The sequence below is a fragment of the Mesorhizobium sp. CA4 genome (assembly GCF_020165075.1).
GTDB lineage: Bacteria > Pseudomonadota > Alphaproteobacteria > Rhizobiales > Rhizobiaceae > Mesorhizobium.
Genome location: NZ_JAIUHK010000012.1, coordinates 1 through 24103, shown reverse-complemented (window position 1 = coordinate 24103; position 24103 = coordinate 1). Strand labels below are relative to the sequence as shown.

The 24103-nt window shown below is 64.4% G+C and carries 23 protein-coding genes and 1 pseudogene; 5 read left to right on the top strand and 19 right to left on the bottom strand.

The annotated features are described in order from the left end of the window. Positions 1–159 precede the first annotated feature (159 nt). Positions 160–465 (top strand): hypothetical protein, encoded by a 306-nt coding sequence (locus tag LB528_RS12195; RefSeq protein ID WP_095769553.1) that lies wholly within the window; start codon positions 160–162, stop codon positions 463–465. A 63-nt stretch (positions 466–528) separates the two neighbouring features. Here the strand turns inward: LB528_RS12195 and leuC are convergent, their stop codons facing one another. The 7 genes from leuC to rplS form a co-directional block, all read right to left on the bottom strand. Then, entirely contained in the window at positions 529–1938 is a 1410-nt protein-coding gene (gene leuC / locus LB528_RS12190; protein ID WP_224715062.1) for a 3-isopropylmalate dehydratase large subunit, read from the bottom strand. Positions 1939–2400: 462 nt separating this feature from the next. Then, positions 2401–3051 (bottom strand): class I SAM-dependent DNA methyltransferase, encoded by a 651-nt coding sequence (locus LB528_RS12185; protein ID WP_224715061.1) that lies wholly within the window; start codon positions 3049–3051, stop codon positions 2401–2403. 121 nt (positions 3052–3172) lie between these two features. Continuing rightward, entirely contained in the window at positions 3173–3982 is an 810-nt protein-coding gene (locus tag LB528_RS12180) for an amino acid ABC transporter permease (protein ID WP_224715060.1), read from the bottom strand. A gap of 266 nt (positions 3983–4248) precedes the next feature. Further along, positions 4249–5046 carry a transporter substrate-binding domain-containing protein gene (locus tag LB528_RS12175; protein ID WP_224715059.1) on the bottom strand — a complete coding sequence of 266 codons (798 nt, stop codon included), beginning with the start codon at positions 5044–5046 and terminating at the stop codon, positions 4249–4251. Positions 5047–5217: 171 nt separating this feature from the next. Then, on the bottom strand, positions 5218–5718 hold the full coding sequence (locus LB528_RS12170; RefSeq protein ID WP_224715058.1) for a MarR family winged helix-turn-helix transcriptional regulator: 501 nt from the start codon (positions 5716–5718) through the stop codon (positions 5218–5220). Then, a complete protein-coding gene (locus LB528_RS12165) occupies positions 5715–6134 on the bottom strand; it encodes an organic hydroperoxide resistance protein (protein WP_224715057.1) in 420 nt (139 codons plus the stop codon). The genes LB528_RS12170 and LB528_RS12165 overlap by 4 nt, the downstream gene beginning before the upstream one ends. Before the next feature lie 156 nt (positions 6135–6290). After that, entirely contained in the window at positions 6291–6812 is a 522-nt protein-coding gene (gene rplS, locus LB528_RS12160) for a 50S ribosomal protein L19 (protein ID WP_095769549.1), read from the bottom strand. Positions 6813–7155: 343 nt separating this feature from the next. Between rplS and LB528_RS12155 the strand changes: the two genes are divergently transcribed. Further along, entirely contained in the window at positions 7156–7908 is a 753-nt protein-coding gene (locus LB528_RS12155) for a sulfite exporter TauE/SafE family protein (protein WP_224715056.1), read from the top strand. On the opposite strand, the gene trmD is transcribed toward LB528_RS12155, so the two are convergent. Both trmD and rimM read right to left on the bottom strand, forming a co-directional pair. Next, positions 7890–8588, bottom strand: coding sequence for a tRNA (guanosine(37)-N1)-methyltransferase TrmD (trmD, locus tag LB528_RS12150; protein ID WP_224715055.1), 699 nt, complete (start codon positions 8586–8588; stop codon positions 7890–7892). The two genes, LB528_RS12155 and trmD, sit on opposite strands and share 19 nt — an antisense overlap. Next, a complete protein-coding gene (gene rimM, locus LB528_RS12145; protein ID WP_224715054.1) occupies positions 8585–9184 on the bottom strand; it encodes a ribosome maturation factor RimM in 600 nt (199 codons plus the stop codon). Before rimM ends, trmD begins: the two co-directional genes overlap by 4 nt. A 112-nt stretch (positions 9185–9296) precedes the next feature. On the opposite strand from rimM, the gene LB528_RS12140 reads away from it, so the two are divergent. Together LB528_RS12140 and LB528_RS12135 are read left to right on the top strand one after the other, a co-directional pair. Continuing rightward, entirely contained in the window at positions 9297–10235 is a 939-nt protein-coding gene (locus LB528_RS12140; protein ID WP_224715053.1) for a tyrosine recombinase XerC, read from the top strand. 101 nt (positions 10236–10336) lie between these two features. Then, on the top strand, positions 10337–11401 hold the full coding sequence (locus tag LB528_RS12135) for a TraB/GumN family protein (RefSeq protein WP_224715052.1): 1065 nt from the start codon (positions 10337–10339) through the stop codon (positions 11399–11401). 713 nt (positions 11402–12114) lie between these two features. Here the strand turns inward: LB528_RS12135 and lpdA are convergent. The 10 genes and pseudogenes from lpdA to mdh form a co-directional block, all read right to left on the bottom strand. Continuing rightward, complete coding sequence (gene lpdA / locus LB528_RS12130) at positions 12115–13521, bottom strand: dihydrolipoyl dehydrogenase (protein WP_224715051.1); 1407 nt, start codon at positions 13519–13521, stop codon at positions 12115–12117. Between the two features lie 23 nt (positions 13522–13544). Further along, a pseudogene (locus LB528_RS12125) lies at positions 13545–14299 on the bottom strand (SDR family oxidoreductase). Continuing rightward, on the bottom strand, positions 14296–14808 hold the full coding sequence (locus tag LB528_RS12120; protein WP_224715050.1) for a hypothetical protein: 513 nt from the start codon (positions 14806–14808) through the stop codon (positions 14296–14298). Before LB528_RS12120 ends, LB528_RS12125 begins: the two are co-directional and overlap by 4 nt. A 34-nt stretch (positions 14809–14842) precedes the next feature. Further along, on the bottom strand, positions 14843–16129 hold the full coding sequence (gene odhB, locus LB528_RS12115) for a 2-oxoglutarate dehydrogenase complex dihydrolipoyllysine-residue succinyltransferase (protein WP_224715049.1): 1287 nt from the start codon (positions 16127–16129) through the stop codon (positions 14843–14845). A gap of 62 nt (positions 16130–16191) precedes the next feature. After that, positions 16192–19179: a 2-oxoglutarate dehydrogenase E1 component gene (locus LB528_RS12110; RefSeq protein WP_224715048.1), complete on the bottom strand. Its 2988-nt coding sequence runs from the start codon at positions 19177–19179 to the stop codon at positions 16192–16194. Between the two features lie 143 nt (positions 19180–19322). Continuing rightward, positions 19323–20225 (bottom strand): succinate--CoA ligase subunit alpha, encoded by a 903-nt coding sequence (sucD, locus tag LB528_RS12105; RefSeq protein WP_224715047.1) that lies wholly within the window; start codon positions 20223–20225, stop codon positions 19323–19325. 12 nt (positions 20226–20237) lie between these two features. Then, positions 20238–20735, bottom strand: coding sequence for a DUF1579 family protein (locus tag LB528_RS12100; protein ID WP_224715046.1), 498 nt, complete (start codon positions 20733–20735; stop codon positions 20238–20240). Between the two features lie 3 nt (positions 20736–20738). Then, entirely contained in the window at positions 20739–21110 is a 372-nt protein-coding gene (locus LB528_RS12095) for a cupin domain-containing protein (protein ID WP_224715045.1), read from the bottom strand. Between the two features lie 5 nt (positions 21111–21115). Continuing rightward, positions 21116–22309, bottom strand: coding sequence for an ADP-forming succinate--CoA ligase subunit beta (gene sucC, locus LB528_RS12090; RefSeq protein ID WP_224715044.1), 1194 nt, complete (start codon positions 22307–22309; stop codon positions 21116–21118). A 36-nt stretch (positions 22310–22345) separates the two neighbouring features. Beyond that, positions 22346–23314, bottom strand: a complete 969-nt coding sequence (gene mdh, locus LB528_RS12085; protein WP_224584888.1) for a malate dehydrogenase — start codon at positions 23312–23314, stop codon at positions 22346–22348. Positions 23315–23525: 211 nt separating this feature from the next. Here mdh and LB528_RS12080 point away from each other — a divergent pair, with 211 nt between their 5' ends. Then, a complete protein-coding gene (locus LB528_RS12080) occupies positions 23526–23990 on the top strand; it encodes a GNAT family N-acetyltransferase (RefSeq protein ID WP_224715043.1) in 465 nt (154 codons plus the stop codon). Positions 23991–24103 lie beyond the last annotated feature (113 nt).

Sequence of the window (24103 nt, the reverse complement as noted above, 5' to 3'; positions counted from 1 at the left end):
GGACTGCGACTTTTCCCAACTTACCCAGGGGGAGACACTAGGACGCAAGCCCAAACAAGCGGTTAAGTCTCGATAGATACATCGCATGCCACGCGGAACCGGCCTGCCGGAGCGGCGTTGTCCGGCCAGACAGGAGACGCCAGACGGGAGACGATCGAGATGGCGGGCACGATCACTTTGACGAACCACGATGAAATCCGCTCCTGGGCGGCGGCGCGCGCCGGCTTCCCGGCCATCGTCGACGTCTCGCCCGAGGCGGGAACGCAGCCCATGCTGCGGCTGGTTTTCGGGCAGCAGGCTTATGAAGACACCGACCGCCCGGAGCGTCCGATCAACAGCGGCGGCTACGAGCTCGTGGAGTGGGACGAATGGTTCAGAATTTTCGACGAGCGGCAGTTGGCCTTGGTCGTCGCCGCCGACGAGCCCGGCCGGCGCGAGGAGTTTCACGAGATCATTCGCAGATAGAGCGCTGAAAGCAAAAGGCCCGGACGTCATGTCCGGGCCTTTGTTGAGAGACGCAGCCGGCTGTTACTTCCAGTCGCGGATGTCGACGAAATGGCCGGCGATCGCGGCGGCCGCCGCCATGGCCGGCGACACCAGATGGGTGCGGCCCTTGAAGCCTTGCCGGCCCTCGAAATTGCGGTTCGAGGTCGAGGCGCAGCGTTCATGCGGCTTCAGCCGGTCGTCGTTCATGGCCAGGCACATCGAGCAGCCCGGTTCGCGCCAGTCGAAGCCGGCGGCGACGAAGATCTTGTCGAGGCCTTCGGCCTCCGCCTGTTCCTTGACCAGGCCGGAGCCCGGCACGATCATGGCGTTGACGCGCGGATTGACCTTCTTGCCCTCGACCACCTTGGCGGCGGCGCGCAGATCCTCGATGCGGCCATTGGTGCAGGAGCCGATGAAGACGCGGTCGAGCGCGATGTCGGTGATCTTGGTTCCAGGCGTCAGCCCCATATAGTCGAGCGCGCGGATCTTCGAGGTGCGCTTGTTCTCGTCCGCGATCTCTTGCGGATCGGGCACGGTGCCCTGAACCGAGACGACGTCCTCGGGCGAGGAGCCCCAGGAGACGATCGGCGGCAGTTTTTGCGCGTCGAGCACCACGACCTTGTCGAAATGCGCGCCTTCGTCGGACTGCAGCGTTTTCCAATGGGCGAGCGCGGCATCCCAGGCGGCGCCCTTCGGGGCGCGCGGCTTGTTCTTGACATAGGCAAAGGTCGTCTCGTCCGGCGCGATCAGGCCGGCGCGGGCGCCGCCTTCGATCGACATGTTGCAGATCGTCATGCGGCCTTCCATCGACAGCGAGCGGATCGCCTCGCCCGCATATTCGATGACATAGCCGGTGCCGCCCGCCGTGCCGATCTCGCCGATGATGGCGAGGATGATATCCTTGGCGGTGACGCCTTCCGGCAGCTGGCCGTCGACGCGCACCAGCATGTTCTTGGCCTTGCGCTGGATCAGCGTCTGTGTGGCCAGCACATGCTCAACCTCAGACGTGCCGATGCCATGCGCCAATGCGCCGAACGCGCCGTGCGTGGAGGTGTGGCTGTCGCCGCAGACGATGGTCATGCCCGGCAGCGTGAAGCCTTGCTCCGGCCCGATGATGTGGACAATGCCCTGGCGGATATCGTTCTCGGAATAATATTCGATGCCGAAATCCTTGGCATTCTTGGCCAGCGCCTCGACCTGGATGCGGCTCTCCTCATTCTTGATGCCGAACTTGCGCTCGGGCGAGGTCGGCACGTTGTGGTCGACCACGGCCAGCGTCTTTTCCGGATGGCGGACCTTGCGGTTGCTCATGCGCAGGCCCTCGAAGGCTTGCGGGCTGGTGACCTCGTGCACGAGGTGGCGGTCGATATAGAGCAGGCAGGTGCCGTCGTCCTGGCGGTCGACCGTGTGGTCGTCGAAGATCTTGTCGTAGAGGGTGCGCGGTGCGCTCATGTGCGTAAATCCGTCGATATGAGAATGGGAAAAGGACGCCGGCAATCCGGCGCGACAACTGCGATCGGTCGGTTCAGCGAAGTCGGCTGGTGAGCGCGCCGCAGACCCGCGCGGAAAAGCGCGACGGCAGGCGCTTTCTGTCCTGCAGCACGAAACCCTTATAGGTCGGATCGCTGAAAAGCTTTTCCATGGCCGGGTAGATAGCAATGTTTTGGCTTTTCGGCAATTAGCGGCCGGAACCTGGTTCCTCGCCCCACAAAGTGGGGAGAGGTGGCCCGGCGAAGCCGGGACGGAGAGGGGCCTGCGCGGCGCCTGGAAGGAGTCCCTGTCCGAGGACCCTCTCCCGAGTTTAAATCTCATAACGGTTTTGACGTCGCGAAGGTCGTCCCCCTCTCCGTCCCGGCTTCGCCGGGCCACCTCTCCCCCGCTTCCGCGGGGGCGAGGAACCGGCACCAAGCTTATTCAAGCCACCTCGAACACAAACGTCTTCACCAGCGCTTCCGGGTCGCCGATGGCGTAGCAGCGGAACCACGGGCTCTCCTGGACCAGGCGCCATTTCCCAGCCTCTGTCAGCCCATCGAACACCGCCTGAAAACCGCCGCTCTCGAAAACCTGGTCGCGCACGGTGAAGATGGCGTGACCGCCGCTTTTGGTGATGCGCACCAGCTCATGCAGGCCGGAAGCCGGCGCGTGGCCGATGGTGAAGACGCCGGTCGAGAAGAAGGCGCGGAAATGCCGGTCGGGCCAGGGCAGCGGGCCGCCGAGCATCGCCTTCTTCAGCTCGTTATAGGCCGGCTTCCCATTGGCCTGGCGGCTGCCGGCGATCTTCAGCATGTCGTCGGAGAGGTCGAGCCCGGCGATGTCGCCGTAGCCCAGAGCCTTCAGCGACGGGCCCGACAGGCCCGTGCCGCAGCCCGCGTCGAGCAACGGACCTTCGCCCGCCGGCACGTGCCGCGCCACCCAGGCGGTGATGAGGAAAGGCAGAAGGTAGCCCAGCGAGGCGGTCTCGCTGTCGTAAGCCGCGGCCCAGTCGGCATAGGCCTTTGCGAGCCCTTCCGGCGAGTCGGCCGAATAGACGGAATCCAGCGCCGCATTGGCCTTGTCGAAATTCATGGGCGTCTCCTCCGCCGGATGCACATGACCCAAGCTAGAGCAATTCCAGGAAAAGTGGGAACCGGTTTTCCGTCCGGAATTGCGTCAAAAACAAAGAGGCAGCGCGGACTTTTGCTGCCGGCTATTCCTGATGCTGGCGGCGCAGCCGCTGTTCCAGCGCCCGCAGCGCCAGCGACAGGCCGACGGTGAGGATCAGGTAAATATAGGCGACAATCGAATAGGTCTCGAAGAAGCGGAAGGAGCCCGCGGCATAAACCTTGCCCATCTGGGTGATGTCGGCGACGCCGAGCACCGAGACCAGCGAAGAATCCTTGACCATGGCGACGAAGTCGTTGCCGAGCGGCGGCAGGATGGTGCGGATCGCCTGCGGGAAGACGATCAGCCGGAAGCGCTGGACCCGGCTGAGCCCGAGCGCCTTGGCCGCCTCGATCTGGCCCTTCTCGACCGATTGGATGCCGGCGCGGAACACTTCCGAGATGAAGGCCGAGTAGCCGATGGTCAAAGCCATGACGGCGCGCCAAAGCAGCGAGACGTCGCGCACCAGGAGTTCGCCCATCAGGCCGGCGCCCTGCAGCGGCGTGGTCAGCGCATTCCAGGCGGCGACGAAGGCCGGCGCGCCGGCAAAGGCGATCCAGAACAACAGCACCAGGATCGGCACGCCGCGAATGATCTCGACGTAGAAACGCGCGATCTGGCGCAGCCACTGCGAGCCCGACAGCGCCATCAGCGCGATGCCAAGCCCAAGCGCGGAGGCAAGCGCGAACGCGACTGCCGTGACGAAGATGGTGATGCCGATACCCTTGGTGACGGTGGCGAAGACTTGCGCATAGAGGTCGCTGGAAGCGATGGCGACAGCGGCGGCCAATGCCAGCACGAGGGCAGCGGCCAGCCACCAGGGGAATTCGGGTTTGGAGGTGGATGTGGATGGCATCAGGCGATGCGGGCAAGATAGTTGCGAAGGTCGCGTTCCGGCACACCTCCCTCTGCCCTGCCGGGCATCTCCCCCGCAAGGGGGGAGATCAGATGTCGCGTAGGCTTTCGCCAATCTCCAACGCCGAAGGACGAGTGCCACCGGCCAAGCTGCCAATCTCCCCCCTTGCGGGGGAGATGTCCGGCAGGACAGAGGGGGGTGTGAAGGAATGAGGCCTTTGCAAGTTCCGGCCCGCCACTGTCGCGCATCATTGGCAGCAACAGCGCCTACTGCCCCATCTTGTAATCGAGGAACCACTTCTTGTTGAGCTTGTCGAACGTGCCGTCGGCCTTCAGCGAAGCGATGGCGGCATTGACCGGCTTCACCAGGTCCGAGCCCTTCGGGAAAATGAAGCCGAAATCCTCGGTGCCGAGCGGTCCGCCGATCAGCTTCAGCTTGCCTTCGGAAGCCTCGACATAACCCTGGCCGGCGGTGCCGTCGGTGAGCACCACGTCGACGTCGCCCGATTTAAGCGCCTGCACGGTCGCGCCGAACGTTTCGAAGAGTTTGATGCGCGGGTTCTGCTCATTGCCGTCGAGCACGCTGTAGACGGCAGTGTAGAAGGGCGTGGTGCCGGCCTGGGCGCCGATCAGCCCGTCCTTGAAGGCGGCGAAGCTCTTCGCGTCGGTGAAGCGGCTTTCGTCGCCGCGCACCAGCATGAACTGCTCCGAGCGCATATAGGGATCGGAAAAGTCGACCTTCTCCTTGCGGTCGTCCTTGATGGTGATGCCGGTCATGCCGATGTTGTACTGGTTGTCGGAAACCGCCTGGATCATCGCGTCCCAGGAGGTGTTCTGGTACTCAACCTTGAAGTTCAGCCGCTTGGCGATCTCGTCCATCGCGTCATATTCCCAGCCGATCTGCTTGCCGGTTTTCTTGTCGATGAACTGCAGCGGCGGATAGGCGTTCTCCGTCACCACCACGACCTTTTTGCCGCCGAGATCGGGCAGGTTGCCGGCGAGCGCCGCCACAGGCGCGAGAAGCCAGGCCACCATGGCGGCCAGCAGCAGTTTCGACTTGGTCATGACAAACTCCCCCAAGATGATTGGCCGCGCGATGTTCACGCGCCAAGAGAAAATCCGGCGCCGACTTTAGCTTGCCGCATGCGCCTTGCAAGCCGCTCCGCACTGCCGCGGCGCGTGAATGCGCAATCCTGTGCTCTTCAAGGATGGTTTCGAGGACGGCCTTTGTCGCGATCAGTCCCGATCGGCCGTGGCCTCGCGCAACCCCGCGACCAGTCGTGTCAGCGTGCCGTGCAGGGCTTTCAGCTCGGCCCGTTCCAGCGGCATGCCGCAGCTGAGTCCCTCCTGCACGTCCTTCATCTTCGCCCGCAGCGCCTCGCCCTTCGCAGTCGGCTCGACCAGCACGCGGCGCTCGTCGGCGCTATCGCGGCGGCGCGTCACCAGGCCGCCGGCTTCCATCCGCTTGATGAGCGGCGTCAACGTCGCCGAATCGAGCCCCAGTGCCGCGCCGAGCTCGCCGATCGTGCTCGGCGAATGCTGCCACAGCGCCAGCATCGCCAGATATTGCGGATAGGTGAGGCCGAGCGGATCGAGCAGCGGCCTGTAAAGCTTGGTCATCAGGCCGCTTGCCGAATAGAGCGCGAAGCAAAGCTGCTGGTCGAGACGCGGCACTTCGATCGCCCCGGCGTCTTGCGCCGGGGCTTGCCTGGTCCTTGTTTCGGTTTTCGTTGTCATGCAGCCTTTGCCGAGAGCGCTACGTCGATATTGCCCCGGATGGCGTTGGAATAGGGGCAGATCTTGTGCGCTTCCGATACAAGCGCCTCGGCGGCCGCCTGATCAAGCCCCTTGATCTCCGCCGCCAGCGAAACGCCGAGCCTGAAGCCGCCCTGGTCGTTCGGATAGAGGCTGACGGTGGAGGTGACGGAAGCGTCCTGCAGCGCCAGCTTCTGCTGGCGGGCGACAAAACGCACCGCGCTCTCGAAGCAGGCCGCATAGCCGACGGCGAAAAGCTGCTCGGGATTGGTGGCGCCGCCCTTGCCGCCAAGTTCTTTCGGCATCGCCAGATCGACCTTGAGCAGGCCGTCGCTGGTTTCGCCGTGACCGTTGCGGCCGCCGGTGACATGAGCCTGGGCGGTGTAGAGTGCAGACATTTTCAATCTCCATTATATCGTACGCGATTATATAGTGTACAAGATAATTGTCCGTCAACCCGCCGGATCGGTTTTCTGGAGGCGCGCGATCACAGCTCGGTGAAAACGAAAAAAGGCGGCCGAAGCCGCCTTTCCGAAACCTGTCTCGCAAAGACCTTATTCGGCCGAAGCGGCCTCGGCGGCAGCCTTTTTCTCGGCGGCTTCCTTGGCGGCCGTCTCGGCGGCCAGCGCCTGGGCGGCGGCGACCTTTTCGGCCTCGATGCGGGCGCGTTCGGCGTTCAGCGCATCGCGCTCTTCATCGTTCAGCTTGCGGGCGCGCACGCCGGTGTTTTCCGAAATACGGGCCGACTTGCCGCGACGGTCGCGCAGGTAATAGAGCTTGGCGCGGCGAACCTTGCCGCGGCGCACGATCTCGACGCCCTCGACCATCGGCGAGTAGACCGGGAAAACCCGCTCCACGCCTTCGCCGTAGGAAATCTTGCGTACGGTGAAATTCTCCTGGAAGCCCGAGCCGGCGCGGGCGATGACGACGCCCTCATAGGCCTGGACGCGGGTGCGGGTGCCTTCGGTGACGCGCACCTGGACGCGCACGGTGTCGCCCGGCTGGAATTCGGGCAGCTTGCGCTTGGCTTCGATCTTGGCGGCCTGTTCGGCCTCGAGCTGACGGATGAGATCCATCTCAAATATCCACTTCTTGTTCTTCCGACAGTCAGAGCGTCCTCAGCTCGCCTTGCAGTTCCAATGACCGCTCGGCTATGCCCTTTGTCGAAACATCGGGCAGGGACGGCTACACCGCACTTGTTGACGGGTCCAGAAGATCGTTCTTCCGGTTCGGGCGGGCACATACAGCCATTTTGCCGCTTTGTCACGCCCTAATGCATGTCGCCCGGAACCGTGCGCGGTTCCGTGACGACGACATGCACCGAAACAAGGGCGTTGCGGCACATTTGCGTCCATGGCCCCACGTTTACTGCGGCCGTGCCGGGTTGCGCGCGGCTTGCAAGCTTCTTAAGCGGGGAAAATGACTTTTTTCGATGCCGCCTTGCTCTTTCTCTCGGGTTTTGTCTCCGGCGCGGTCAATGCCGTCGCCGGCGGCGGCACCTTCGTCACCTTCGGCGCCATGAGCTTGGTCGGCGTGCCGCCGATCGTCGCCAATGCCACCTCCTCGGTGACGCAGTTTCCCGGCTACATCACCTCGACGCTCGCTTATCTCGACGACATCAGGCATTTCTGGCGCCAGGCGTTGCTGCTCTGCGTCATCTCCGCCTTCGGCGCGCTGGCCGGCTCACTCATCCTGCTTGCGCTCTCCAATCCGTCTTTCCGCGCCCTGGTGCCCTGGCTGCTGATCGCCGCGACCGCGCTCTTTGCGGCCGGGCCATGGCTGAAACCGGCGCCCAAACCTGGCGCGGAGGCCAAGGTCGGGTCATTCGCCGGATCGCTCGCCCAGTTCGCGACGTCCGTCTACGGCGGCTTCTTCGGCGCCGGCATGGGCGTGATGATGCTCGCCACTCTCGGCCTGACGCAGGCCGGCGACTACCACCGGCTCAACGCGCTGAAAAACATGCTGGCCGTGGTCATCGCCGCCATCGCCATCCTGGTTTTCGTTTCGGGCGGCGTCGTCGCCTGGCCGCAGGCGATCGTCATGATCCCGGGCGGGGCGCTCGGCGGCTATGCCGGCGTCTGGATGGCCAAGCGCGTGCCGCAAGGCCTTGTGCGCGGCTTCGTCGTCGCCGTCGGCCTGCTCTTGGCCTTTTACTATTTCACCAAGGGCTGAGCGCGCAGCAAATCCGGCCGCCGCTCCCGTGTCAGTTTCTCGGCCTCGGCGCGCCGCCATTCGGCAATCTTCTTGTGGTTGCCGGAAATCAGCACGTCCGGGATCGGCCTGCCTTCGAACTCCTGCGGCCGCGTGTAGTGCGGATGTTCGAGCAGGCCGTTCTCGAAACTTTCTTCCTCGCCCGAGACGGCATTGCCCATGACGCCGGGCAATAGCCGCACCACGGCATCGAGCAGCACAAGTGCTGCCGGCTCGCCGCCCGACAGGATGAAATCGCCGACCGAGACCTCCTCCAGTTCTCGCGCCTCGATCAGCCGCTGGTCGACACCCTCGAAGCGGCCGCACAGGATGACCGCGCCCGGGCCGGCGGCCAATTCGCGCACGCGCACCTGCGTCAGCGGTTTGCCGCGCGGGCTCATCAACAGGCGCGGGCGCGGATCACCTGGCGGCGCGGCGTGGTCGATGGCTTTGGCCAGCACGTCGGCGCGCATCACCATGCCGGCGCCGCCGCCGGCCGGCGTGTCGTCGACGGTGCGATGCCTGTCAGTGGCGAAATCGCGGATCTGGATCGCTTCGAGCGACCACGTGCCGGCCTCCAGCGCCCGGCCGGCGAGCGACAGCCCAAGCGGGCCCGGAAACATCTCCGGATAGAGCGTCAACACCGAAGCGGCAAAGCTCAACGGTTGCCCCCGGCATCCTTCGGTCCGCGCGGCCTGCCCTTCGGGTCGAAGCCGGAATGGCCAGGTGCCGCCCCATCTTCCTCATCCTCAACAAGGCCAGCCGCCAGCGGATTGACCTCCACAAATCCGTCGGCGATCGAGACATGCGGCACCGCGGCCTGCGTGAACGGGATCAGCACGCCTTTGCGGCCGGCAAGGGTGACATCGAGTATGTCGCCGCCGCCGAAATTGTGCACGGCGACGACCTTGCCGATGACACCAGTATCGTCCCTGACGTCGAGGCCGATGAGATCGGCGTGATAGAACTCGTCTTCCTCGCCTTCATCGGGCAGCACCGAGCGGTCGACGAAAAGCTCGGTGCCGGCCAAAGCCTCGGCGGCGTTGCGGTCACCGACGCCCTTGAAGCGCACCACCACGACGGTGCCAGCTGGCCTGATGTCGGTGATCTGGAAGGCGCGGCCGTCCCTGGCATAAAGCGGACCGTAATCGGCCAGCGCCAGCGGATCGCCGGTGAAGGTCTTCACCCGCAATTCGCCCTTGATGCCGTGCGCGGCACCGATCACAGCCATCTGTACGGGGTTTTCGAGCTTCGACATCGGCGGCGCTTCCTTTGCCCTGCTCTAATCCCCTCAAGCCATCATTTCAATGACGGCCTCTTCACCGCTTCCTAACCCGCACGTCCGAAACTGCCAAAAACGGAAAAAGCCCATGCAGGAATTCCTCATCCCGGCCAAACCCGACCTTCAGGCGGCGCGCGAGACCTGGCTGAAGACGCTGGCGCATGAGCGCCGGCTGTCGCCGGAGACGGTCGAGGCCTATGAGCGCGACACCCGCCAGTTCCTGCATTTCCTGACCGGCCATTGCGGCGGCGCGCCTGGCATTTCCGACATCGCCGACCTGCGGCCGGCCGATTTGCGCGGCTTCCTCGCCGCGCGGCGCAATGAAGGCGCCGGCGCCCGCACGCTGGGACGCGGCCTCGCCGGCATCCGCTCGCTGCTGCGCTTTCTCGAAAAACGCGGGATGGTCAACGCGGCGGGCGCGGCGGCACTGCGCGCGCCGCGTCAGCCGAAGTCATTGCCCAAGCCGCTGACGGCAACCGACGCCAAGCAGGTCGTGGCCGTGGAGGGCCAGCTCGCGGAAGAGCCATGGATTGCCGCCCGCAATGCCGCCGTGCTGACGCTGCTCTATGGCTCTGGCCTGCGCATCTCCGAAGCGCTCGGCCTGACCGGCGCCGATCTGGCAACGGAAGCCGACACCGTATTGCGCGTCACCGGCAAGGGTGGCAAGACGCGGCTGGTGCCGGTGCTGCCGGTGGCCCGCAGGGCGGTCGCCGAATACCGCCGGCTATGCCCCTTCCATATCGGTCCCGAGGGCCTGCTGTTCCGGGGCGCCCGTGGCGGCCCGCTCAATCCGGCCATCGTCCAGCGCGAGATGGCGAAGCTCCGCTCGGCACTCAACCTGCCCGACACCGCGACGCCGCACGCCCTGCGGCATTCCTTCGCCACCCATCTGCTCGGCCGCGGCGGCGACCTCCGCACCATCCAGGAACTGCTCGGCCACGCCAGCCTTTCGACCACCCAAATCTACACCGGCGTCGACACCGCAAGGCTGCTCGATATCTATGAAAAGGCGCATCCAAGGGCGTGAAACCACTGGGGTGGCGCGAAGCCCGCGGCTCACCGGACCAGAAACAATTTCATCCTCCCGGTTAACCGTTTTGCCGCTTTTCAGTGCTAAGACGCTTCTTCATGAAACGCGTCATCGCCATTGCCGACCGCGCGGCCCTTATCTCGTTGAAGCTGCTTGCAGCGCTCAACCTGCTGTTTTTCCTGTCTTTCCTTGTCGTTTTGCTGCTCGCTGGCGGGGCCCATGCCGAGGCGCCTACTTGCGCCGGCACCGATCTTTTGACCACGCTGGAAAAGAACGATCCCGCCGCCTTCAAAAAGGTCGAGACCGAGGCCGCGGCCATACCCAACGGCAAAGGGCTGCTGTGGAAACTGGAGAAGCCGGGCGAAAAGCCGTCTTACCTGTTCGGCACCATGCACATGACCGATACCCGCGTCACCACGTTGCCGGCCGCCGCGCAAGAGGCCTATGACGGCGCCGGCACCGTCGTCATCGAGACGACCGACGCGATGGACAAGGCCAAGATGATGGCCGCGATGGCGAGCGAACCTGGCCTGATGATGTTCACCGACAACACCACCCTGTCGTCGCTCTTGTCGCCGGACGATGCGGCGGCGCTGAACAAGGGGCTCGACGCGCGCGGCATTCCGCCGGCGACAGTCGCCAAGATGAAGCCGTGGATCCTCTCGGCGATGATGGCGTTGCCGGCCTGCGAGGTGGCGCGCCAGAGCGCCGGCGAACCCGTGCTGGACGTCAAGCTTGCCTCGGACGCCAAGGCTTCGGGAAAGAATGTCGAAGGGCTCGAAACCGCCGTCGATCAGCTGCGCGCCATGGCCTCGCTGCCGCTCGAATTCCACATGAAGAGCCTGGTCGAGACGATGAAGCTCGGCGACAAGGTGAACGACGTCAACGAAACGATGATCGTGCTCTACCAGCGCGGCGAGGTCGGCATGTTCTGGCCGCTGTTCCGCGCCATATTCCCGGAGACGGCGGACGACAAGGCCGGCTATGCCGCCTTCGAGCAGACCATGGTCACCAGCCGCAACAAGGTGATGGCCGCGCATGCCGGGCCGATTTTGGCCAAGGGCAACGTCTTCATGGCCGTCGGCGCCATGCATCTGCCCGGCCCGGAAGGACTGGTCGAGGATTTTCGCAAGGCAGGGTATAGTGTTACCGCCGTCAACTGAGTCGTCTGGCGGCTGGCGGACCTGAAAACGCCGGTTTTTCAGCGCTTTCCGTCCGTTCGCGTGAAACCCGATGCGGGCTCAGCGCGTTGATGGCTGTTATTTTGATGACTTTCATCCAAGGAGGACACGTTTCATGGCGAACCCTAACGATCCCTACACCCCTTCGAGCACGCCTCCCCCATCGCGTGGCGGTGGTGGCGGCAGCGGGTGGCTGATCGCCCTTGTTGTCATTATCCTGGCCATTGTTGCGTATTATGTCTTCGGCAGAAGCGGCGGCGAGCACGCCCCGGCGACTTCCGAGCCGCCTGCAGCCAGCACGCCCGCTCCGGCGCCTGCAACGCCTGAACCAGCGCCGGCAACTCCGGCTCCTGCGCCTACGCCCACTCCGGCGCCAGCCCCAGCTCCCACGCCAGCTCCGGCGCCTACGCCGACCCCGGCTCCGGCACCTGCGCCGGCCCAGTAATCGGCTACAGCTTCACGACAAACGGCCCGCCGAAAGGCGGGCCGTTTTGGTTGGAGCAACTACGCCTTCGTCATACCCGGGCTTGACCCGGGTATCCATGCCGTGACCGTTGCCATCGAGTGCAACCGGAGCAGAATTATGAGCCGCCGCAACGCCTTGGCGTGACGGCAGGATCCTATGGTCTGCGCTGCGTCGCTCCGCTCTTAGCCATAGGGTGACGAACTCGTATGCGTTCGGCGCCTGACCTACGTCAGATATGAATCGGCTTGAAGAACGTCGCCAGCGCCGCTTCCTTCACCGCTTCCGACATCGTCGGATGCGCGTGGCAGGTCCGCGCCAGGTCTTCGGACGAACCGCCGAATTCCATCAGCACCGCCGCCTCGTGGATCATCTCGCCGGCGCCGAAGCCGACGATATGGACGCCGAGCACGCGGTCGCTCGCCTTGTCGGCCAGGATCTTCACGAAGCCGTCGGTGTGCAGCATGGCGCGCGCGCGGCCATTGGCGCTGAACGGGAATTTCCCGGCCTTGTAGTCGATGCCGGCCTTCTTCAGCTCTTCCTCGGTCTTGCCGACCGAAGCGATCTCCGGGCTGGTGTAGACGACGCTCGGGATGACGTCGTAGTTCACATGGCCGGCCTGGCCGGCGATCGTCTCGGCCACCGCCACGCCTTCGTCCTCGGCCTTGTGCGCCAGCATCGGCCCCGCGATGACGTCGCCGATGGCATAGATGCCGGGAACATTGGTCCTGAGATGCCCGTCGGTCTTGACGCGGCCGCGCTCGTCCGTCTCGACGCCCGCTTCCTTCAGCCCCAGGCTGTCGGCATAGGGCCGCCGCCCGGTGGCAACCAGCACCACATCAGCCTCGATGGTTTCCGCCGCGCCGCCCTTGACCGGTTCGAAGGTGACGGCAGCGCCCTTCTTGGCCTTGGCGACGCCGGTGACCTTGGCGCCGAGCTTGAACTCGAAACCCTGCTTGGACAGGAGCCGCTGAAACTGCTTAGACACCTCGCCGTCCATGCCGCCGAGGATGTTGTCGAGGAACTCGACCACCGTCACCTTGGCGCCGAGCCGGGCCCACACCGAGCCGAGCTCCAGCCCGATGACGCCGCCACCGACCACCACGAGGGTGGCCGGCACCTTGGCCAGCGACAGCGCGCCGGTGGAGGAGACGATCACCTTCTCGTCGAAATCGACCTTGACGCCGGGAATGCCGGCGACATCGGAACCGGTGGCGATGACGATGTTCTTGGTCTCGATCTCCTCGACCTTGCCGTCCTCGCCGGTTACCGAAACCTTGCCGGCGGAAATCACCTTGCCGGTGCCACGAAAGGAATCGATCTTGTTCTTCTTGAACAGGAAGGCAACGCCGTTGACGTTGGACGCAACCGTCGCGTCCTTATGCGCCAGCATCTTCTTCAGATTGAGCTTCGGCGCCGGCAGCTCGATACCCAGCGTATCGAAAGCATGGCCGGCCTCGGCGAACATCTCGGAAGCGTGGAGCAATGCCTTCGAGGGAATGCAGCCGATGTTGAGGCAGGTGCCGCCGAAGGTGGCGTTCTTCTCGACCACCGCCGTCTTCAGCCCGAGCTGCGCAGCCTTGATGGCGCAGACGTAGCCGCCAGGTCCCGATCCGATGATTACGACGTCATAAGCCATGATGGTTCCTTCTGGTCTGGCCCTTAGCGGCCGCCGCTCACATTCAGGATCGCGCCCGTTATATAGGAGGCCGCATCCGACATTAGATAGAGAACCGCGCTGGCGACTTCGTCGGCCGTTCCCGCGCGCTTCATCGGCAGCAAATCCTGCATCCGCGCCACCCGGTCGGGCTGGCCGCCCGAGGCGTGGATTTCGGTCTCGGTGATGCCGGGGCTGACCGCGTTGACGCGGATGCCCTCCAGCACGACTTCGCGCGCGAGCCGATGGTCATGGTGTCGATCGCGCCCTTGGAGGCGGCATAATCGACATATTCGCCGGGCGATCCCAGCCTGGCCGCCGCCGAGGACAGGTTGACGATGGCGCCGCCCCTGCCGCCATGCCGCATCGACATGCGCTTCACCGCCTCACGCGCGCACAGGAACGAGCCGACAACATTGATGCGCATCATGCGCTCCAGCCGCGCCATGCTCATCTCGTCGACCCGCGCCTTGACGTCGACGATGCCGGCATTGTTGACGAAGGCGTCCAGCCGGCCGAAGGCGCGGTCGACGACTTCGAACATCGCCATGATATCGGCCTCGCTGCCGACATCGCCCTTGACCGCGAAGGCATCGCCGCCTGCCGCCTTGAGCTCGGCCACCAGCGCGTCCGCCGCCGACTGATTGGAGACGTAATTGACCGCCACGCGGTAGCCTGCGCGGTTCGCCTGCCGGCAGATAGCCGCGCCGATGCCGCGGCTGCCGCCGGTGACCAGCAGCGTCTTTTTCTCGGCGCTCATTCCTGGCAGCCTTTCAGCACGAAGATGTCCCACGGCACTTTGGAGAAGCCGGCGGGACCATAGGCCGCCGACATTTCGAGCGACGGCCCGAGATCGGGAAAGATCAGGCTTTTCGGCGCGTCGGCGCCCTCGGCCGGCAACAGGCCGACAATCCCTTTCTCGTCGGCGCTGTAGATCACGCCTTCCCAGACCGTGCAGGCGGCGAGTTCCTCGCCGGTGACGTCGCCGGTCGGGCATTTGTACATCAGCGAGCCATGCGGCCGCGCGGACGATCCCTCGGTCCACATAGCGATGCCGTCGAGCACGACGTTGCTGTCGAGGATCATGCGGAAATTATTGGTGATCGTCGCCGAGCTGCCGGCCGGCGTGAAGTCGATCTCGGCGCCGCTTTTCGCCTCGCCATAGACGGCAAGCTGGATCGGGCAGGCGGCGTTGGCGTTGGCTGCCACGAGAGCCACTCCGGCCGCAAGTGCGACGGGTTTCGCGGCAGCAAGCAGACGGGCCTTCATTCGCCGTTCCAGCCGCGAGCCGCCATGGGTCACCTTACAGATCGAGCACCAGCCGCTCGGGATCCTCCAAGCTTTCCTTGACACGCACCAGGAAGGTCACGGCTTCCTTGCCGTCGACGATGCGGTGGTCGTAGCTGAGCGCCAGATACATCATCGGCCGGATGACGATCTGGCCGCCGACGACCACCGGCCGCTCCTGGATCTTGTGCATGCCGAGGATGCCCGACTGCGGCGCGTTCAGGATCGGCGTCGACATCAGCGACCCGTAAACACCACCGTTGGAAATCGTGAACGTCCCGCCTTGCATATCCGCCACCGACAGCTTGCCGTCGCGCGCGGCGAGGCCCAGCCGGCCGATCTCCTTCTCGATCTCGGCGATGGACATCTGGTCGGCATCGCGCACCACCGGCACCACCAGGCCCTTGTCGGTGCCAACGGCGACGCCGACATGGGCAAAATTCTTGTAGATGATGTCGGTGCCGTCGATCTCGGCATTGACCGCCGGGATCTCCTTCAGCGCATGCGTCACCGCCTTGGTGAAAAAGCCCATGAAGCCGAGCTTCACGCCATGCTTCTTCTCGAACACGTCCTTGTATTTGGCCCTCAGCGCCATCACCGCGCTCATATCCACCTCGTTGAAGGTGGTGAGCATGGCGGCGGTCGATTGCGCTTCCTTCAGGCGGCGCGCGATGGTCTGGCGCAGCTTGGTCATGCGCACGCGCTCCTCGCGCGGCGCATCCTCGGCCGTGGACGGCGCGCGGGCCGCGACGGGTGCCGGAGCCGGAGCAGCCTTCGGCGTCTCGGCCGGCTGGGAAGGAGCGCCCTTGGCGATGGCGTCGAGCACATCGCCCTTCAGCACCTGGCCGCGCTTGCCGGAACCGGACAGCTGGTCGACCGAGAGATTGTGTTCCGCGATCAGTTTGGCCGCGGCCGGCGCTGGCGGCATGGTGCGCGGCTCGACCGGACCAGCGTCGCCGGCCATCTTGGCGGTTTCGGCCGCGGCCTGCTTGGTGGTGGACGCGGCGTCCGGGCTGGAAGCCTGCGCCACCGCCTGCGGCTTGGGGGCCGGAGCGGCAGCTGCGCCGCCCGCCGCAATCGAGCCGAGCAGCGCGCCGACATTGACGGTCTCGCCTTCCTTGACCGCGATCTCGGCCAGCGTTCCGGCGCCCGCGGCGGGCACTTCCACCGTCACCTTGTCGGTTTCGAGCTCGACCAGGGGCTCGTCGGCGGCGATCGCGTCGCCGACCTTCTTGAACCACTTGCCGACAGTCGCCTCGGTGACGGATTCGCCGAGAGTGGGGACGCGGATTTCGGTAGCCATTGTGCCTGTCCGTTGTCTTCTTGAGGTCTGTTTCGTCCGGTCTGCTTACCCGCCCAGCGCCCTTATTCGCCGAGCGCGTCGTCGAGCAGCGCGGCCAGCTGGCTGAGATGCTTCGACATCAACCCAGTCGCCGGCGAGGCCGAGGCCGGCCGTCCGGTGTAGCGCACCCGCTGATGCTTGGCGTCGATATGCGCCAGCACCCATTCGAGATACGGATCGATGAACGACCAGGCGCCCATGTTCTTGGGCTCCTCCTGGCACCACACCATCTCGGCATTGCGGAAACGCGACAGCTCGGTGATCAGCGCCTTGGCAGGGAACGGATAGAGCTGTTCGACGCGCAGCAGGTAGATGTCGTTGATGCCGCGCTTCTCGCGCTCCTCATAGAGGTCGTAATAGACCTTGCCCGAGCACAGCACGACGCGGCGGATCTTGGAGTCCTTCACCAGCTTGATCGGCTGGTCGGCCAAGAGCTGCGCATCGTCCCAAAGCAGTCGGTGGAACGAGCTTTCGCCCGACATCTCCGACAGCGTCGACACCGCGCGCTTGTGGCGCAGCAGCGACTTCGGCGTCATCAGGATCAGCGGCTTGCGGAAGTCGCGCTTCAGCTGTCGGCGCAGGATATGGAAATAATTGGCCGGCGTGGTGACGTTGGCGACCTGCATGTTGTCTTCCGCGCAGAGCTGCAGAAAGCGCTCCAGCCGCGCCGACGAGTGCTCCGGCCCCTGGCCCTCATAGCCATGCGGCAGCAGGCAGACGAGACCCGACATGCGGAGCCACTTGCGCTCGCCCGATGAGATGAACTGGTCAAACACCACCTGGGCGCCATTGGCGAAGTCGCCGAACTGCGCTTCCCACAGCGTCAGCGCCTTGGGCTCGGCCAGGCTGTAGCCGTATTCGAAGCCGAGCACCGCCTCTTCCGAGAGCATCGAGTTGATGACCTCATAGCCGGCCTGCGCCGCCGAGAGATTGTTCAGCGGGATATAGCGGGTCTCGTCGCGCTGGTCGTAAAGCACCGAATGGCGCTGCGAGAAGGTGCCGCGTTCCGAATCTTGGCCGGAAAGCCGGACCGGATTGCCATCGAGCAGGATGGCGCCGAAGGCCAGCGCCTCGGCCGTCGACCAGTCGATGCCTTCGCCCGACTCGATCGCCTGGCGGCGGTTTTCGAGGAAGCGCAGGATGGTCTTGTGCGCCTCGAAATCCTTCGGCACCTCGGTCAGCTTCTTGCCGATCTCCTTCAGCGTGCGCACCGGCACGGCGGTCTTGCCGCGCCGCTGTTCGTCCTGGTTGTCGGCGGTCCGCAGGCCCGACCAGGCGCCGTCCAGCCAGTCGGCCTTGTTGGGCTTATACTGCTGGCCGACTTCCCATTCGGCCTCGAGGTGCGCCCGCCAGTCGGCCCGCATCTTGTCGACCTCGGCCTGGGTGACGTGGCCTTCGGCGATCAGCCGGTCGGCATAGATCTGCACCACCGTCTTATGGTTGCGGATATTGCGGTACATGATCGGCTGGGTGAAGGACGGCTCGTCGCCCTCATTGTGGCCGAAGCGGCGGTAGCAGAACATGTCCACCACCACCGGCTTGTGGAACTTCATGCGGAACTCGGTCGCGACCTTCGCGGCATGCACCACCGCTTCCGGGTCGTCACCATTGACATGGAAGATCGGCGCCTCGATCATCTTGGCCACATCCGACGGATAGGGCGAAGAGCGCGAGAAGCGCGGATTGGTGGTGAAGCCGATCTGGTTGTTGATGATGAAATGCAGCGTGCCTGCGACGCGATGGCCGCGCAGCCCCGACAGGCCGAGGATCTCGGCGATCACGCCCTGGCCGGCGAAGGCGGCGTCGCCATGCAGCAAGAGCGGCATGACCTTGGCGCGTTCCGACAGCGGCACGATCTCGCCGCGCTCGCGGCCGGACAACTGATCCTGCTTGGCGCGCGCCTTGCCCATTACGACGGGGTCGACGATTTCCAGATGCGAGGGATTGGCCGTCAGCGACAGATGCACCTTGTTGCCGTCGAACTCGCGGTCCGACGAGGCGCCGAGATGGTACTTCACGTCGCCCGAGCCCTCGACCTCGTCGGGAGCCGCCGAGCCGCCCTTGAATTCGTGGAAGATGGCGCGGTGCGGCTTGGCCATCACTTGGGAAAGCACGTTGAGGCGGCCGCGATGCGCCATGCCGAGCACGATTTCCTTGAGGCCGAGCTGGCCGCCGCGCTTGACGATCTGCTCAAGCGCCGGGATCAGCGACTCGCCGCCGTCGAGGCCGAAACGCTTGGTGCCCTTGTACTTGACGTCGATATATTGCTCGAAGCCCTCGGCCTCGATCAGCTTCGACAGGATCGCCTTCTTGCCGGTGGCGGTGAAGGTGATCTCCTTGTCGGCGCCTTCGATGCGCGCCTGGATCCAGGCCTTCTCTTCCGGATCGGAGATGTGCATGAACTCGACGCCGAGCGTCGAGCAATAGGTGCGGGTCAGGATGTCCAGCATCTGCCGGATGGTGCCGAATTCGAGCCCCAGCACATTGTCGAGGAAGATCGGCCGGTCGTAATCGGCTTCGGTGAAGCCGTAATTCTCCGGCGACAGCTCGTTATAATCCTCGAGCGGCTTGGCGATGCCGAGCGGGTCGAGATTGGCGTGCAGGTGGCCGCGCATGCGGTAGGCGCGGATCATCATGATGGCGCGCACGGAATCGCGCGTCGCCTGGTGCACGTCGGCGTCGGAAAGCACGGCGCCGTTGACGACCGCCTTTTCCTTGACCTTCTTTTCGACCGCCTTTTCGACCAGGCCCCAATTGCCGTCGAGCGCCGAGACCAGCTCGCCATTGGCCGTGAGCGGCCAGGAAGGCTTCGCCCAGGAGGCACCCTTGGCGTTCTTGCGCACGTCGCCCGCGTCGTCCTTCAGCGCGGCGAAGAAATCCTGCCACTCCGGGTTGACGGAGGCCGGATCGTCCTCATAGGCGGCATAGAGCGCGTCGATATAGCCGGCATTGCCGCCATAGAGGAATGAGGTGAGCGAGAATTGGTCGTTGGCCTGATCTTGTCTTGCCATTTTGTCTGCGGAGCCTGGCTCCGTCTCCTTTTTAGGGAGTAGTGAGTAGGCAGTAGTGAGTAGAAAGATGAAAATCCCCGCTCAGCTGCTGCTCGCCCGTTCGTCCCTTTTTCACTACTGACTACTGCCTACTCACTACTGCCTTAACCCTTGATCGCCTCGACCAGCGTCGTGCCGAGCCGCGCCGGCGACGGCGAAACCTTGATGCCGGCCGATTCCATCGCCGCGATCTTGTCTTCCGCGCCGCCCTTGCCGCCCGAGATTACCGCGCCCGCATGGCCCATGGTGCGGCCGGCCGGCGCCGTGCGCCCGGCGATGAAACCCGCCATCGGTTTCTTGCGGCCGCGCTTGGCTTCATCCTTGAGGAACTGCGCGGCGTCTTCCTCGGCCGAGCCGCCGATCTCGCCGATCATGATGATCGACTTGGTCTCGTCGTCGGCGAGGAACATCTCCAGCACGTCGATGAATTCGGTGCCCTTGACCGGGTCGCCGCCGATACCGACCGCCGTGGTCTGGCCGAGGCCAACATTGGTGGTCTGGAAGACTGCCTCATAGGTAAGCGTTCCCGAGCGCGAAACAACGCCCACCGAGCCTTTGCGGAAGATGTTGCCGGGCATGATGCCGATCTTGCATTCGTCGGGCGTCAGCACGCCCGGGCAGTTCGGGCCGATCAGCCGCGAGGTGGAGCGGTCGAGCCGCGCCTTGACCTTGACCATGTCCATCACCGGGATGCCTTCGGTGATGCAGACGATCAGCGGGATCTCGGCCTCGATCGCCTCGATGATGGCCTCGCCCGCGCCCGCCGGCGGCACATAGATGACGGAGGCGTTGGCGCCGGTCTTTGCCTTGCCCTCGGCCACGGTGGCGAAGATCGGCAGGCTTTCGCCCTTGGAACCGGTCCAGGTCTCGCCCCCCTTCTTCGGGTTTATGCCGCCCACCATCTTGGTGTCGTGATAGGCCAGCGCCTGCTCGGTGTGGAACGTGCCGGTCTTGCCGGTCAGACCCTGGACCAGCACCTTGGTATTCTTGTCGACGAGAATGGACATCGTGGCCCTTTTCTAAAAACCGTTGATCGAGGAAGGCGGAACGCGCCGGTAAAGGCCGCTCACCATGTCTTGCCATGCATCGCTGCCGGCGGGCTTGAACTGAAGTTTCATGCGGTAGGCGTCAGCGCCGTCAAAGCTGTACACCGCGCGCGCGGCGCCGCGCGGCGACGACCGTTCCAGCATCAGCTCGCTGCCGTTCCACGTGCCGGTAGCCGGCGACATCGGCACGAATCCCATCGAGTCGAACTGATGCATGGTGACGAGTCTGGTCTGCTGGTCGAAACCGAACACATTATGCGCTCCGAACGAAACTGTGCCGTCCCGGCGCTGGCGATAGCGCTGCACCACGAACAGGCCGCCGAACTCGGCCTCCGCCTGCACTTCCGAAGTCGCCGCGCCGGCATCGGTCCATTGCGTTGCCGCAACCTCTTCCTCGCCGCGCCACGCGCCGACCAGCCCCTGCAAGCGTTGGTGACCGTCCGAGAGGGAAGAGAAGGGCGACGCGTTCATGGCTCACAGCCGCTTCAGGTCGGTGACGGTGAGATCGCTCCGGGCATTGCCGGTGTTCAAGGTCGTCGCCGGCTCGAACATCAACACCACCGGTTCCGGGGTTAGCGAGCGCGGCCGGTGCTCGACGCCGCACGGCACGACGATGAAGTCGCCCTCGCCGAGCTCGACCGGCCCGTCGCGGAAATCGATGGCGATCCGGCCGCGCAACACCAGGAAGGCCTCGTCCTCATTGTCATGCGCATGCCAGTCAAAGACCTCGCCGAACTTGGCGACCTTGGCTTGGGCATCGTTGACGTCGCCGGCGACATGCGGATCGAAGACCTTGGTGATCGTTCGATCCGCCGCCTCGACCAGGTTTATCTTGCGCGGAGGCATCCGCTTTAGCCCTTCACCGCCTTGACGATCTTCTTGGCCGCATCGTCGAGATCGTCGGCCGAGACGACGTTGAGGCCGCTGTCGTTGATGATCTTCTTGCCGAGCTCGGCATTGGTGCCTTCCAGCCGCACGACCAGCGGCACTTTCAGGCCCACTTCCTTGACCGCCGCGATCACGCCTTCGGCGATGACATCGCATTTCATGATGCCGCCGAAGATGTTGATCAGGATGCCTTCGACCGCCGGATCCTTGGTGATGATCTTGAACGCCGCCGTGACTTTTTCCTTGGAGGCGCCGCCGCCGACGTCGAGGAAGTTAGCCGGCTCAGCACCGTAGAGCTTGATGATGTCCATCGTCGCCATGGCAAGGCCGGCGCCGTTGACCATGCAGCCGATATTGCCGTCGAGCGTGACATAGGCGAGGTCGTATTTCGACGCCTCGATCTCCTTCTCGTCCTCCTCGGTCGTGTCGCGCAATTCCATCACGTCCGGGTGGCGGAACAGCGCATTGTTGTCAAACGACACCTTTGCATCGAGCACGCGCAGATGCCCGTCCTTCATGACGATGAGCGGATTGACCTCGAGCAGGCTCATGTCCTTCTCGACGAAGGCCTTATAGAGGATCGGGAACAGCGAAGCGCCGTCCTCGGCCGCATCGCCGTCGAGCTTCAGCGCGGCGTTGAGCTTCTTGACGTCATCCGCCGTCACGCCTTTTTCCGGGTCGATGGCGACGGTGACGATCTTTTCGGGCGTGTCATGCGCGACCGTCTCGATGTCCATGCCGCCCTCGGTGGAGACAACGAAGGCGATACGGCCGACCGAGCGGTCGACCAGGATCGACAGATAGAGCTCGCGGGCAATGTCGGCGCCGTCCTCGATATAGAGGCGGTTGACCTGCTTGCCGGCCGGACCGGTCTGCTTGGTGACCAGCGTGTGGCCGAGCATCTCGTTGGCATTGGCGACGACTTCCGCCGCCGACTTCGCCAGCCGCACGCCGCCCTTGGCGTCGGGGCCGAGTTCCTTGAACTTGCCCTTGCCGCGGCCGCCGGCATGGATCTGGCTCTTCACGACATAGAGCGGGCCAGGCAGCGCCTTGGCGGCGGCTTCCGCCTCGCTGGCCTTGAACACCGGAACGCCGCTTGCGACCGGCGCGCCGAACGTCTTCAGCAGCGCCTTGGCCTGATACTCATGGATGTTCATGCGCTTGGTCTCCGGGGAGGGTTGCTTGCCGCGAGATTACTTGCCGGCGAGATGCGGGGCGATCTTGGTGCAGGCCTCGGTCAGGCCCTGGACCGCAGCGACCGAATTGTCGAACATCTTCTGCTCGGCCTTGGAAAGATCGATCTCAATGACGCGCTCGACGCCACCGGCGCCGATCACCACCGGAACGCCGACATAGGTGTTCTTCACGCCATACTGGCCCGAGAGATGCGCAGCACACGGAAGCACGCGCTTCTTGTCCTTGAGGTAGGATTCGGCCATCGCGATCGCGGAAGCCGCCGGCGCGTAATAGGCCGAACCGGTCTTCAACAGGCCGACGATCTCGGCGCCGCCGTCGCGGGTGCGCTGCACGATCTGGTCGAGCTTCTCCTTCGAGGTCCAGCCCATCTTGACGAGGTCGGGCAGCGGGATGCCGGCCACAGTCGAATAGCGGATCATCGGCACCATCGAATCGCCGTGGCCGCCGAGCACGAAGGCGGTGACGTCCTCGACCGAGACCTTGAACTCGTCGGCCAGGAAATAGCGGAAGCGGGCGCTGTCGAGCACGCCGGCCATGCCGACGACATGGCTGGTCGGCAGGCCGGAGAACTTCTGCAGCGCCCACACCATCGCGTCGAGCGGGTTGGTGATGCAGATGACGAAGGCCTTCGGCGCATATTTCTTCAGCCCGGCGCCGACCTGTTCCATCACCTTGAGGTTGATGCCGAGAAGGTCGTCGCGGCTCATGCCGGGCTTGCGCGGCACGCCGGCGGTGACGATGCACACATCCGCGCCCTCGATGCCGGCATAGTCGTTGACGCCGGTCAGCCGGGAATCGAAGCCGTCGACCGGCGAAGACTGCGCGATGTCGAGACCCTTGCCCTGCGGAATACCCTCGGCGATGTCGAACAGCACCACGTCGCCGAGATCCTTGAGGCCGATCATATGGGCGAGCGTGCCGCCGATCATGCCCGAGCCGATGAGCGCTATCTTGTTGCGTGCCATGTGAGGATGTTTTCCTTTGTCTGTGACGAAGTCGTGACGGGCCGGGGAGGCCGAAAGGATGCGGGAAACCGCGAGATTTGGCCGCACCGAATAGCGCCGGCCAAAGAAAAATTCAAACGATTATTTCGACCTCAGTGTTTTCAATCGGTTAGATACTTTGGGAATTACGTAAACGTCAAAATTGATGGGCCGACTGGGGAGAATTTACACAATGAACGTCGAAATCCGAAGGCTTCATCCCGGCGATGACGCGGTTGTGATGCGCGTTGCCGAAGAGGTGTTCGACGAGACGGTGCAACCGGACCGTCTCGCTGCCTATCTCAACTCGCCAGGCCATTTCATGATCGTGGCCATGGTCGACGGCATTGTCGTAGGCCAATGCGCCGCTGTCATTCATCGCCATCCCGACAAGGTGAGCGAGCTTTACCTCGACGAGGTCGGCGTGGCGCCGCCTTTCCAGCGGCAAGGCATCGCCCGAAGGATGCTCGATGCCATGTTCGAGGTCGGGCGGGAGCACGGCTGCGAGGAAGCCTGGGTCGGCACCGAGCCCGATAACGAGCCGGCGCGGGCGCTTTATGAGACGCGAAAGGAGCCGCACGGGAAGGCGGAGGATTTTGTAATGTATGTGTATCGGCTTTCGAAGTTGGCCGAAACGCCCCCGCCCCCGTCATCCTAGGGCGAAGCAAAGAGCGAAGCGACGCGCGCAGACCCTAGGATCCTGTGTGTTGGTTCTGGTGTATGGTTGAAGTGGGAAGGAGGCCGAGTGGATCCTGGTCGTCCTTTCGGACA

Coding starts and splice junctions, on each gene's coding strand:
- LB528_RS12195 (WP_095769553.1), top strand. CDS start 160: ATGGCGGGCACGATCACTTTGACGAACCACGATGAAATCCGCTCCTGG.
- leuC (WP_224715062.1), bottom strand. CDS start 1,938: ATGAGCGCACCGCGCACCCTCTACGACAAGATCTTCGACGACCACACG.
- LB528_RS12185 (WP_224715061.1), bottom strand. CDS start 3,051: ATGAATTTCGACAAGGCCAATGCGGCGCTGGATTCCGTCTATTCGGCC.
- LB528_RS12180 (WP_224715060.1), bottom strand. CDS start 3,982: ATGCCATCCACATCCACCTCCAAACCCGAATTCCCCTGGTGGCTGGCC.
- LB528_RS12175 (WP_224715059.1), bottom strand. CDS start 5,046: ATGACCAAGTCGAAACTGCTGCTGGCCGCCATGGTGGCCTGGCTTCTC.
- LB528_RS12170 (WP_224715058.1), bottom strand. CDS start 5,718: ATGACAACGAAAACCGAAACAAGGACCAGGCAAGCCCCGGCGCAAGAC.
- LB528_RS12165 (WP_224715057.1), bottom strand. CDS start 6,134: ATGTCTGCACTCTACACCGCCCAGGCTCATGTCACCGGCGGCCGCAAC.
- rplS (WP_095769549.1), bottom strand. CDS start 6,812: ATGGATCTCATCCGTCAGCTCGAGGCCGAACAGGCCGCCAAGATCGAA.
- LB528_RS12155 (WP_224715056.1), top strand. CDS start 7,156: ATGACTTTTTTCGATGCCGCCTTGCTCTTTCTCTCGGGTTTTGTCTCC.
- rimM (WP_224715054.1), bottom strand. CDS start 9,184: ATGTCGAAGCTCGAAAACCCCGTACAGATGGCTGTGATCGGTGCCGCG.
- LB528_RS12140 (WP_224715053.1), top strand. CDS start 9,297: ATGCAGGAATTCCTCATCCCGGCCAAACCCGACCTTCAGGCGGCGCGC.
- LB528_RS12135 (WP_224715052.1), top strand. CDS start 10,337: ATGAAACGCGTCATCGCCATTGCCGACCGCGCGGCCCTTATCTCGTTG.
- lpdA (WP_224715051.1), bottom strand. CDS start 13,521: ATGGCTTATGACGTCGTAATCATCGGATCGGGACCTGGCGGCTACGTC.
- LB528_RS12120 (WP_224715050.1), bottom strand. CDS start 14,808: ATGAAGGCCCGTCTGCTTGCTGCCGCGAAACCCGTCGCACTTGCGGCC.
- odhB (WP_224715049.1), bottom strand. CDS start 16,129: ATGGCTACCGAAATCCGCGTCCCCACTCTCGGCGAATCCGTCACCGAG.
- LB528_RS12110 (WP_224715048.1), bottom strand. CDS start 19,179: ATGGCAAGACAAGATCAGGCCAACGACCAATTCTCGCTCACCTCATTC.
- sucD (WP_224715047.1), bottom strand. CDS start 20,225: ATGTCCATTCTCGTCGACAAGAATACCAAGGTGCTGGTCCAGGGTCTG.
- LB528_RS12100 (WP_224715046.1), bottom strand. CDS start 20,735: ATGAACGCGTCGCCCTTCTCTTCCCTCTCGGACGGTCACCAACGCTTG.
- LB528_RS12095 (WP_224715045.1), bottom strand. CDS start 21,110: ATGCCTCCGCGCAAGATAAACCTGGTCGAGGCGGCGGATCGAACGATC.
- sucC (WP_224715044.1), bottom strand. CDS start 22,309: ATGAACATCCATGAGTATCAGGCCAAGGCGCTGCTGAAGACGTTCGGC.
- mdh (WP_224584888.1), bottom strand. CDS start 23,314: ATGGCACGCAACAAGATAGCGCTCATCGGCTCGGGCATGATCGGCGGC.
- LB528_RS12080 (WP_224715043.1), top strand. CDS start 23,526: ATGAACGTCGAAATCCGAAGGCTTCATCCCGGCGATGACGCGGTTGTG.